The 11256-nt window shown below is 61.9% G+C and carries 10 protein-coding genes; 1 reads left to right on the plus strand and 9 read right to left on the minus strand.

Annotated elements, in window-relative coordinates:
- Window positions 1–28: 28 nt before the first annotated feature.
- From AC3WL2_RS23760 to sdhC, 5 genes are all read right to left on the minus strand, one after another.
- On the minus strand, window positions 29–2860 hold the full coding sequence (locus AC3WL2_RS23760) for a 2-oxoglutarate dehydrogenase E1 component (RefSeq protein ID WP_102684706.1): 2832 nt from the start codon (window positions 2858–2860) through the stop codon (window positions 29–31).
- Window positions 2861–3105: 245 nt separating this feature from the next.
- Window positions 3106–3810 carry a succinate dehydrogenase iron-sulfur subunit gene (locus tag AC3WL2_RS23765; protein WP_012315348.1) on the minus strand — a complete coding sequence of 235 codons (705 nt, stop codon included), beginning with the start codon at window positions 3808–3810 and terminating at the stop codon, window positions 3106–3108.
- An 11-nt stretch (window positions 3811–3821) separates the two neighbouring features.
- On the minus strand, window positions 3822–5594 hold the full coding sequence (gene sdhA, locus AC3WL2_RS23770) for a succinate dehydrogenase flavoprotein subunit (protein WP_023628895.1): 1773 nt from the start codon (window positions 5592–5594) through the stop codon (window positions 3822–3824).
- 3 nt (window positions 5595–5597) lie between these two features.
- Complete coding sequence (gene sdhD, locus AC3WL2_RS23775) at window positions 5598–5966, minus strand: succinate dehydrogenase, hydrophobic membrane anchor protein (protein ID WP_023628896.1); 369 nt, start codon at window positions 5964–5966, stop codon at window positions 5598–5600.
- Window positions 5960–6346: a succinate dehydrogenase, cytochrome b556 subunit gene (gene sdhC, locus AC3WL2_RS23780; RefSeq protein ID WP_023628897.1), complete on the minus strand. Its 387-nt coding sequence runs from the start codon at window positions 6344–6346 to the stop codon at window positions 5960–5962. The genes sdhD and sdhC overlap by 7 nt, the downstream gene beginning before the upstream one ends.
- A gap of 352 nt (window positions 6347–6698) precedes the next feature.
- Between sdhC and gltA the strand changes: the two genes are divergently transcribed.
- Window positions 6699–7988: a citrate synthase gene (gltA, locus tag AC3WL2_RS23785; protein WP_046854764.1), complete on the plus strand. Its 1290-nt coding sequence runs from the start codon at window positions 6699–6701 to the stop codon at window positions 7986–7988.
- Between the two features lie 69 nt (window positions 7989–8057).
- Here the strand turns inward: gltA and AC3WL2_RS23790 are convergent, their stop codons facing one another.
- The 4 genes from AC3WL2_RS23790 to AC3WL2_RS23805 all read right to left on the minus strand — a co-directional run bounded on the left by AC3WL2_RS23790 (window position 8058) and on the right by AC3WL2_RS23805 (window position 11040).
- Window positions 8058–8663: an START domain-containing protein gene (locus AC3WL2_RS23790; RefSeq protein WP_102684705.1), complete on the minus strand. Its 606-nt coding sequence runs from the start codon at window positions 8661–8663 to the stop codon at window positions 8058–8060.
- A 33-nt stretch (window positions 8664–8696) separates the two neighbouring features.
- On the minus strand, window positions 8697–8951 hold the full coding sequence (locus AC3WL2_RS23795) for a YkgJ family cysteine cluster protein (protein ID WP_023628900.1): 255 nt from the start codon (window positions 8949–8951) through the stop codon (window positions 8697–8699).
- A 107-nt stretch (window positions 8952–9058) separates the two neighbouring features.
- Window positions 9059–9535, minus strand: a complete 477-nt coding sequence (locus AC3WL2_RS23800) for a hypothetical protein (protein WP_102684704.1) — start codon at window positions 9533–9535, stop codon at window positions 9059–9061.
- A 62-nt stretch (window positions 9536–9597) separates the two neighbouring features.
- Window positions 9598–11040 carry an aminotransferase-like domain-containing protein gene (locus AC3WL2_RS23805; protein WP_038706507.1) on the minus strand — a complete coding sequence of 481 codons (1443 nt, stop codon included), beginning with the start codon at window positions 11038–11040 and terminating at the stop codon, window positions 9598–9600.
- Window positions 11041–11256 lie beyond the last annotated feature (216 nt).

Genomic DNA, 11256 nt, shown 5'->3' on the forward strand with positions numbered 1-11256 from the left:
TAAATTCGGTTTCAGGTGCGCGAAGGCGTTAGACAGTGAACGCGTCTTGCAGCAGTTTTTCCTGCTGTTCGGCGTGCTTCGATGCGTAACCACAGGCTGGCGCGGCGGACGCGTCGCGGCCGGCGTATTCCAGGACCAGTGCCTTGTTGTGGCGGCCCAGGATACGGCGCATGTGGTGCTGGCTGCTGTACCAGGCGCCCTGGTTCATCGGCTCTTCCTGACACCACACTGCATGCTTGAGGTTGGTGTAAGGCGCCAGGATTTCGACCAGGTCGTCCTCAGGGAACGGATACAGCTGTTCGATACGCACGATGGCGATGTCTTCACGGCCTTCGGCACGGCGTTTTTCCAGCAGGTCGTAGTAGACCTTGCCGCCGCACAGGACCAGGCGTTCGACCTTGGCCGGATCGAGGGTATCGATTTCCGGGATCACGGTCTGGAACGAGCCTTCGGCCAGGTCTTCCAGGGTCGAGATGGCCAGCTTGTGGCGCAGCAGCGACTTCGGCGTCAGCACGACCAACGGCTTGCGCAGCGGGCGGATGACCTGGCGACGCAGCAGGTGGTAGATCTGTGCTGGAGTGGTCGGCACGCACACCTGGATGTTGTGCTCGGCGCAAAGCTGCAGGTAACGCTCCAGACGCGCGGAGGAGTGCTCCGGGCCCTGCCCTTCATAACCGTGTGGCAGCAGCATGGTCAGACCGCACAGACGGCCCCACTTGTGCTCGCCGCTGGTGATGAACTGGTCGATCACCACTTGCGCGCCGTTGGCGAAGTCGCCGAACTGGGCTTCCCAGATCACCAGCGCGTTCGGCGTGGTGGTCGAGTAGCCGTATTCGAAAGCCAGTACCGCTTCTTCCGAAAGGAAGGAGTCGTACAGGTCGAAGCGCGGCTGGCCCGGGAACAGGTTCTTCAGCGGGACGTAGGTGCTGGCGTCCTTCTGGTTGTGCAATACCGCGTGACGGTGCGAGAAGGTGCCACGGCCGATGTCCTGGCCGGTCATGCGGATCGGGTGACCCTCGAACTGCAGGGTGGCGTAGGCCATGGTCTCGGCGTAACCCCAGTTGATCGGCAAGCCGCCGGCTTGCATCTTCTGGCGGTCTTCGTAGATCTTCGCGACCTGACGCTGGACGACGAAGCCCTCTGGCAGCTCCAGCAGCTTGGCCGACAGTTCCTGCAGGGTCTTGAGGTCGAAGCGGGTGTCGTGACGCGCGGTCCAGGCATGGCCCAGGTACGGGCGCCAGTCGACGAACAGCTCGCGGTTCGGCTCCTTGACCAGGCTCTTGACGACGTGCAGGCCGTTGTCCAGGGCGTTGCGGTACTCGTCGATCTTGGCCTGGGCGCGTTCGGCATCGATGCGGCCGGCACTGATCAGTTGCTCGGCGTACAGCTCACGTGTGGTGCGCTGCTTGCTGATCTGCTGGTACATCAGCGGCTGGGTGCCGTTCGGCTCGTCGGCCTCGTTGTGGCCACGGCGGCGGTAGCAGACCAGGTCGATGACCACGTCACGCTTGAACTGCATGCGGTAATCAATGGCCAGCTGGGTGACGAACATCACCGCTTCCGGATCGTCGCCGTTCACGTGCAGGATCGGTGCCTGGATCATCTTGGCAACGTCGGTGGCGTACTCGGTGGAGCGCGCGTCCAGCGGGTTGCTGATGGTGAAGCCGACCTGGTTGTTGATCACGATGTGCACGGTGCCGCCGGTCTTGAAACCGCGGGTCTGCGACATCTGGAAGGTTTCCATGACCACGCCCTGGCCGGCGAACGCCGCGTCGCCGTGGATCGAGATCGGCAGGACCTTGTCGCCAACGCTGTCGTTGCGGCGATCCTGGCGGGCGCGAACCGAACCTTCAACCACTGGCGAGACGATTTCCAGGTGGGAGGGGTTGAACGCCATGGCCAGGTGAACTTCGCCACCGGGGGTCATCACGTTGGAGGAGAAGCCCTGGTGATACTTCACGTCACCGGAGCCCAGCTCGTTCATCTTCTTGCCTTCGAACTCGTCGAACAGCTCGCGCGGGTTCTTGCCGAAGGTGTTGACGAGCACGTTCAGGCGGCCACGGTGGGCCATGCCGATCACGACTTCCTTGGTACCGTAGGAACCGGAGCGCTGGATCATTTCGTCCAGCATCGGGATCAGGCTCTCGCCGCCTTCCAGGCCGAAGCGCTTGGTGCCCGGGTACTTGGTGCCCAGGTACTTCTCCAGGCCCTCACCGGCCGTGACGCGCTCGAGCAGGTGCGCCTGCACATCGGCGGAGAATTCCGGACGGCCACGCACGCTTTCCAGGCGCTGCTGGAACCAGCTGCGCTGCTCGGAATCGACGATGTGGGTGAATTCGGCACCAATGGTGCGACAATATGTCTTCTCGAGCGCCTCGAAGATTTCGCGTAGGCTCGCTTCCTCTTTGCCGATGAACAGGTCGCCGGCACGGAAGGTCGTATCAAGATCGGCATTGGTCAAGCCGTAATGATTGATCGACAGGTCTACGGGCGCAGGACGCTGCCACAACCCCAACGGGTCGAGCTTGGCAGCCTGATGGCCGCGCATACGATAGGCCTGGATCAGTCGCAGCACTTCAACCTGCTTCTTCTCGTGCTCTGTGCTCACGCTCCCGGCGGAAACCGGTTGGGCGCGGCGCTGGTTCTTTGCCAGCAATACGAAATGGTCGCGGATCGTCGAGTGCGATACATCGGTAGCGGTGCTGCCGTCGGCGGGCAACTTCTGGAAGTAGGTGCGCCACTCTTCTGGCACAGCGTTAGGGTCGTGCAGGTAGAGCTCATAAAGCTCTTCCACATATGCAGCGTTACCACCTGAAAGGTGGGCGCTTTCCCACATGCGCTGCATCACGCTTTCTTGCATGCTTGGTCACCCTCGGTTAGGGGACTGATCGGCGAGAGCCACAGCAAACCTGGAAAAGTCCGAACACAGCGACTGAACCACGCCACCTGGATCCTGCTGATTTTCCGGGTACCAGCCCGGAAGCCCCTGCTGGTCTCATATCTTCATAGGTAATGAGCGCGGGCTTTGTGGGCCCTTGCTCGGGTTTTACCTCAGTGCGGGCTCACCACCCGCACCTCGGCTTACTGCAGGTACAACGTTTTGAATCAGGTGCCGCTCTGCAGCAGCATGTTACGTACGTGGCCGATAGCCTTGGTCGGGTTCAGACCCTTCGGGCAAACGTTCACGCAGTTCATGATCCCGCGGCAGCGGAATACGCTGAACGGGTCATCCAGGGACGCCAGGCGCTCCTGAGTCTTGGTGTCACGGCTGTCGGCCAGGAAGCGATAGGCCTGCAGCAGTGCGGCGGGGCCCAGGAACTTGTCCGGGTTCCACCAGAACGATGGGCAGGAGGTCGAGCAGCAAGCGCACAGGATGCACTCGTACAGACCGTCCAGCTTGTCGCGATCTTCCGGCGACTGCAGACGCTCGATGGCCGGAGCCGGCGTGTCGTTCTGCAGGAACGGCTTCACCTTCTCGTACTGCTTGTAGAAGATGCTCATATCGACCACCAGGTCACGAATGACCGGCAGGCCAGGCAGCGGGCGCAGCACCAGCTTGTTGCCCTTGACCACGCCCGACAGCGGGGTGATGCAGGCCAGGCCGTTCTTGCCGTTCATGTTCATGCCATCGGAACCGCACACGCCTTCACGGCAGGAGCGACGGTACGAGAAGCCCTCGTCCTTTTCCTTGATCAGTGCCAGCACGTCCAGAACCATCAGGTCCTTGCCGCCGGTATCGACGTCGAACGACTCCATCTTGGGCGCCGAGTCGGTGTCGGGGTTGTAGCGATAAACTTCGACTTTCAACATAGCAGCCACCCTTAGTAAGTCCGGACTTTTGGTTCGAAGGCAGGAACTGTCTTCGGCGCAAAGTTGACGCCGCGCTTGGCAACGCGCTTCTCACCCGGGTAGTACAGGGTGTGGCACAGCCAGTTCTCGTCATCACGGTCTTCGAAGTCTTCACGGGCGTGCGCGCCGCGGGACTCTTTACGGGCTTCGGCCGCGATGGCGGTAGCTTCGGCAACTTCCAGCAGGTTCTGCAGCTCCAGCGCTTCGATACGCGCGGTGTTGAAGGCCTGGGACTTGTCGTTGATCTTGACGTTGGCGATGCGGTCACGCAGGCCAGCCAGCTGCTCGATACCCTTCTGCATGTATTCGCCGGTACGGAATACACCGAAGTAGTTCTGCATGCAGCTCTGCAGCTCGCGCTTCAGGCTTGCCACGTCTTCGCCGCTGGTACGCTCGTTGAGCTTGTTCAGGCGGTTCAGGGCAACATCGACGTCGGTGTCGCTGGCATCGCGGTACTCGACGCCTTCGGTCAGCGCCTTTTCCAGGTGCAGGCCGGCGGCACGACCGAATACAACCAGGTCGAGCAGCGAGTTGCCGCCCAGGCGGTTGGCGCCATGGACCGACACGCAGGCCACTTCACCCACGGCAAACAGACCCGGGATGATGTGGTCCTTGCCTTCGGCGTCCATGGTGATGGCCTGGCCATGAATGTTGGTGGCAACGCCGCCCATCATGTAATGGCAGGTCGGCACGACCGGAACCGGGGCGACCACTGGGTCGACGTGGGCGAAGGTCTTGGACAGCTCGCAGATACCTGGCAGGCGGCTGTGCAGCACTTCCTCGCCCAGGTGATCCAGCTTCAGCAGCACGTGGTCCTTGTTCGGGCCCACGCCGTTGCCGGCGATGATTTCCTTGACCATGGAACGGGCGACCACGTCGCGGCCGGCCAGGTCTTTCGCGTTCGGCGCGTAACGCTCCATGAAGCGCTCGCCGTGGGCGTTGATCAGGTAGCCACCTTCACCGCGGCAACCTTCGGTGACCAGTACACCGGCGCCGGCGATGCCGGTCGGGTGGAACTGCCACATCTCGATGTCCTGCACCGGCACGCCGGCACGCAGGGCCATGCCGATACCGTCGCCGGTATTGATCAGGGCGTTGGTGGTGGAGGCGTAGATACGGCCAGCACCGCCAGTCGCCAGTACGGTGGCCTTGGACTTGATGTACATGGTTTCGCCGGTTTCGATGCAGATCGCGATCACACCGACGAACGCGCCGTCCTGGTTCTTCACCAGGTCAACGGCGTAGTACTCGTTGAGGAAGGTGGTGCCTGCCTTCAGGTTGCCCTGGTACAGGGTGTGCAGCAGCGCGTGACCGGTACGGTCGGAGGCTGCGCAGGTACGGGCAGCCTGGCCGCCCTTGCCGAAGTCCTTGGACTGGCCACCGAACGGACGCTGGTAGATACGACCGGTTTCGGTACGCGAGAACGGCAGACCCATGTGGTCCAGCTCGAAGACCGCGGCCGGGCCTTCCTGACACATGTATTCGATAGCGTCCTGGTCACCGATGTAGTCGGAACCCTTGACGGTATCGTACATGTGCCAGCGCCAGTCGTCGTTCGGGTCGGCCGAAGCGATGGCGCAGGTGATGCCGCCCTGGGCGGAAACGGTATGCGAACGGGTCGGGAACACCTTGGTGACTACAGCGGTCTTGTGGCCGCCTTGAGCCAGTTGCAGCGCTGCGCGCATGCCCGCGCCGCCGCCACCGATGATGATGGCGTCGAAGGAAATGGTTGGAATGTTAGCCATGAATCAGATACCCCAGAGAATCTGCACACCCCAGACGAAGTAAGCGAACATCGCAACGCCGCATACCGCCTGGAACAGGAAACGAATCGCAGTCGCCGACTTGCCGAACGCCATCGGCGTCAGGTAGTCGGTGGCAATGGTCCACATGCCGACCCAGGCGTGGGCGCCCAGGGCAACGAGGGCCAGCAGACTGAAGATGCGCATCGCATTGTTGGTGAACAGAGCGTGCCACTGGGCGTAGTCGATGCCCGGGTGGGCGGCGAGGTAGCCGATCAGGAAAATGAAGTAAGCCGCGAGAACGACCGCCGAGACGCGCTGCGCCATCCAGTCGTAGAGGCCCGAACGCGACAGGTTCGTGACGTTAGTTACCATACCCAAACTCCTGCCAGAACGATCAGCACCACGGAGATGACGATCACGATTTTCGAGCCCAGCTTGCCGCCTTCCAGCGTCTCACCGACACCCATGTCCATGATCAGGTGGCGCACACCTGCCACGAGGTGGTACAGCAGGCCGGACAGCAGGCCCCAGGTCACCAGTTTGGCCAGCGGACTGGTCAGACACGCCTTCACCTCGGCAAAGCCTTCCTCCGAACCCAGCGACTTGCCCAGTGCGTACAGCATGATGGCAAGGCCGAGGAAGAGGATGACGCCGGAAATACGGTGAAGAATGGACGTGTACGCGGTGATCGGGAGTTTGATGGTCCTTAGGTCTAGGTTTACAGGTCGTTGGCTTTTCACGGCTTTTTTCACACTGAAGAGCCCCTAGCTAACAGGGCAAAGTTGTTGGTAAGTGTACTGGTCAGGTACCCACCACCCAGGAGAGCGACGACACCCAGCAGGGCGGGCTTGAAAGCCCCTGGGAGTCGGCTGCCGAGTATAGACAGTTAGGCTGCTTATGACAACGTGAGGGGCTAGCCCAAATAGCGCATTGCCTTTAAGGGACAAAAGGCGTAAACGGGCGAGAATTTCGTGAAAAATCAGGCCTCAGAGGGCGTTTCAACCAGCCTTTAGGCAAATTGACATTCGAATTTATCCCTCTATAGTGGTGCGGGCCCTGCGTGGGGGGTCTGTCTGATGATTTCAAGCATTAATAGGAGGCCACATGGCTGACAAAAAAGCGCAGTTGATCATCGAGGGCGCTGCCCCCGTCGAGCTGCCCATTTTAACCGGCACCGTTGGTCCCGATGTTATCGACGTCCGCGGGTTGGGGGCATCAGGCCACTTCACCTTCGACCCTGGTTTCATGGCGACCGCCTCGTGCGAGTCGAAGATCACCTACATCGATGGCGACAAGGGCGTGCTGCTGCACCGCGGCTACCCGATCGAACAGCTCGCCGAACAGTCGGACTACCTCGAGACCTGCTACCTGCTGCTCAACGGCGAACTGCCGAATGCCGAGCAGAAGGCCCAGTTCGTCAGCACCGTGAAGAACCACACCATGGTTCACGAGCAGCTGAAGTCGTTCTTCAACGGCTTCCGCCGCGACGCCCACCCGATGGCGGTGATGTGCGGCGTGGTCGGCGCCCTGTCGGCGTTCTATCACGACTCGCTGGACATCAATAACCCGCAGCACCGCGAAATCTCCGCGGTACGCCTGGTCGCGAAAATGCCGACCCTGGCCGCGATGGTCTACAAGTACTCCATGGGCCAACCCATGATGTACCCGCGCAACGACCTGTCGTACGCGGAAAACTTCCTGCACATGATGTTCAACACCCCGTGCGAGATCAAACCGATCAGCCCGGTGCTGGCCAAGGCGATGGACCGGATCTTCATCCTCCACGCCGACCACGAGCAGAACGCCTCCACCTCCACCGTGCGCCTGGCGGGCTCCTCGGGCGCCAACCCGTTCGCCTGTATCGCCGCCGGCATCGCCGCACTGTGGGGCCCGGCCCACGGCGGTGCGAACGAAGCCGTACTGACCATGCTCGATGAAATCGGCGATGTCTCGAACATCGACAAGTTCATCGCCAAGGCCAAGGACAAGAACGACCCGTTCAAGCTCATGGGCTTCGGTCACCGCGTGTACAAGAACCGCGACCCGCGCGCCACCGTGATGAAGAAGACCTGCGACGAAGTGCTCAGCGAGCTGGGCATCAAGAACGACCCGCAGCTGGAACTGGCCATGCGCCTGGAAGAGATCGCCCTGACCGATCCGTACTTCGTCGAGCGCTCGCTGTACCCGAACGTCGACTTCTACTCGGGCATCATCCTCAAGGCCATCGGTATTCCGACCAGCATGTTCACCGTGATCTTCGCCCTGGCGCGGACCGTCGGCTGGATCTCGCACTGGAAGGAAATGCTCTCCAGCCCGTACAAGATCGGCCGCCCGCGCCAGCTGTACACCGGCTACGAGCAGCGTGACATCGTCGAGCTGAAAGACCGCAAGTAAGCCTTTTCGGCCGAACGCAAAAAGGCTGCCCTCGGGCAGCCTTTCTTGTTTCTGCGTTACCGGCGCCGATCACTGTTTCTCGGCACGCTCCTTCAACCCCTTCAGGGTATTGAACGGCGCATCCACCACGAACTTGTTGGCCAGCCAGGACGGCACGCTGCCACCTGGCTCGGTGTGCACCTGATAGGTCACCTCGGTGCTGTCACCCTTGGGCACCAGCTTCCAGAAGCCCTCTACCTGGGCGACGCGCACGAAGCCCTTTTCCTCCGGCAGATACTTCGGCTGCTCCTCAAGCTTGCGGGTCAGGCTGCCATCAGCCTCCTGGACAGTGGTCACATGCAGGACGGAATCGCGTGGCGTCACCGGCCATGGCGTATTGAACTGGGTGTAGGTCCAGCTCTGGTCGCCCTCGCTCTTGAGCAGTTTCTGCGACTTGCACTCGTGGATCCAGGCGCAGGCCCCGGCCACGTCCTCCTGCAACGCCTTGACCTTGGCCAGCGGCGCCTTGATCACGGTCACGCCACGGTAGGCCTTGTACTTGGAACCGGCCACCTCGCTGAGGGACACCTTGATCCCCTCCTCGTCCTTGGCCACCTGCCAGTTCTCGGCCCAGGCCGTCGGTGCCAGCACGGCACCCATGCCACACAGCAGTGCAATACGTTTGATCGATCTCATCATCTTGTTCCTTGTTGTCGAGGATCCAACCTGTCACGCCGCCGTCATCTGCTCCAGCCACCCGATGATGCGGATGGCCTCGTCACGATCGTTGCCACAGATGTCCGCTTCCGCCTTGAAGCCGCCACACACCTGCGGTCGCTCGGGCTTGCCGAACAGCGCACAAAGGTTTTCGACATTGAGGTGCAGGCAGCGTTCGCCGGCCGGCTTGCCCTGCGGCATGCCGGGGATAGGCGAACTGATGGACGGGGCGATGCAGCAGGCACCGCAGCCCTCGCGGCATTTCATGACAACAGGACTCCCAGGAGCAAAACGGGACGAACGTCCCTGGATACTAACCGCTCAAACATATGTTTGAAATTGCCGAGCGAATGAAAAAGACCGTGACCCGGCAGTCAGTTGCGGAATTCGAAATCGATCGCCGCGCCGTCGACATCACGCCGGCTGTCGTTGCGCAACTGCAGCTGCATTTCGTTGCTGATCAATCGGCCGTTGAGCTGGAACGGGCTGCTGTCGGACTCCGGCTTGGTAGGGAACATCGACGGCAGCAGCGGCTTGCGCACCACCGGCCCGTCACCCAGGTCCGGCTCGAGATGCCTGACCATCTCACTCGGCAGGCTCAGGTCGATTTTCGGCTTGGGCAGCGGTTTGGCGACAGCCTTGCTGACAGGCTTGGCCTTCGCCTTCGCCTTCGCCTTGGGCTTGGCCTTTGGTTTGGCCTTGGGCTTGGCTGCCGGCTTGGCTGCAGCTTTGGCCGCCGACTTGTGCACCACCTGCGCCTTGGCAGCAGGCTCGGCAGCCTGCACCGCTCCGGCCGGCAGCCAGGGCAACGCGCAACACAGGGCAATGACAAGAGGACGAAACAGGTTCATGGGTACCGGGAGCGTAAGCTGCAAAACGCGTATGCTCCCTGTTCCCCGCTCATCTGACAAGCCTACAAAAGTGAACCTGTCGGCTCGCGGCACAATTGTTGGGCCAGCAGCCCCAGGGTCATCACCGCGCGCTCCGCCTCGCGGTTCCAGGGAATACCGCAATTAAGCCGGATACAGTGGTTGAACTGCTCCGTATTACTGAAGATCAGCCCCGGCGCGATACTGATCCCCTGCTCCAGCGCCCGCACATGCAGCTCCTGGGTATTGACCCGCCCCGGCAGGCTGACCCAGAGGATGAAGCCGCCAGTGGGCCGGGTCATCTGCGTGCCTTCCGGGAAATGCTGCTGCACCGCCAGCTGGTAGGCACTGAGGTTCTTGCGATATTCCTGGCGAATGTAGCGCAGGTGCCGATCATATCCGCCGTTCTCCAGGTAGGCGGCCACCGCCATCTGCGTGACACTGCAGGCCGAGTGCGTGGTGAAGGTCTGCAGGCGCTGGATCTCGTCCTGGTAACGCCCGGCGATCATCCAGCCAACCCGCACCCCTGGCGACAGGGTCTTGGAGAAGCTCGAGCAGTAGATCACCCGGTCGAGGCGATCGAACGCCTTGAGCGCCTTGGTGCGCCCCTGCTCGAACATCAGTTCGCCGTAGATATCATCCTCGACGATCTGTATGTCGAAGTCAGAGGCCAGGCGCAGCAACTGCTTCTGCCGCTCCTCGGGGATGGTGCCGCCCAGGGGATTGCTCAAGCGCGCCGTCAGCACCAGCGCCTTGATCGACCACTGGTTGGCGGCCAGTTGCAGGGCCTCCAGACTGATACCGGTAGACGGGTCGCTGGGAATCTCGATGACCTTGAGCCCCAGCAGGTCGGCCAACTGCAGCAGGCCATAGTAGGTGGGCGACTCGGCCGCAATCAGGTCGCCCGGCCGGGTCAGCACCCGCAGCGCCATCTGCAGGGCGTCGACACAGCCGTGGGTGACCACCACCTCACGCGGATCGACCAGAACGCCAGCATCACGCATGCGAATGGCGATTTGCCGGCGCAGCGGTTCGAAACCTGGGCTGAACATGTAGCTGAAGGCACGCGGGCTGTGGAAGCGCGTCACCTTGGCCAACTGCTGGTGCAGGGCACGCACGGGCAGGTAGTCGACATGCGGCACCGCGGCGCCGAACGGGAAAACCCCATCGCGCCGCGCCTCGACCAGCACTTGCTGGATGATGCTTGCCCGGGTGACCAGGCCCGGGCGCTCGACCCGCGCGATATCCGGGGTCTGCGCCGTCAACGCCGGGGTCTGGTGGACGTAGTAGCCGGACTGCGGCCGGGCACGGATCAGGCCCTGGTCCTCGAGATTGGCGTAAGCCTGCAGCACGGTGGCATGGCTGACATTGAGCTGCGCGCTCATCTTGCGCACCGACGGCACCCGCTCCCCCGGCTGATAGACACCCCGACGGATGTCATCGGCTAGTTGCTGGGCAATGCGCTGGTACAGCAGCAGGTTGGTCATGGCGTGTTCTCGAAGCGCTGACGGGTCATTGTTCTTGTGTGGCTCACTGCGGGGCCAGAATACCGTAACAGTTACGAAGTGTACTGGGACAGATCGGAGAATAGCCAACAATACAGTTACGTGACAGAGAAGTGATAGCCGACTACGTCGGCGCGCCGACGAACGCTCAAAATACCTTTGATACTGCCGTTGCCGTTGCCGTTGCCGTTGCCGTTG

It is taken from the genome of Pseudomonas sp. FW305-96, assembly GCF_058783825.1.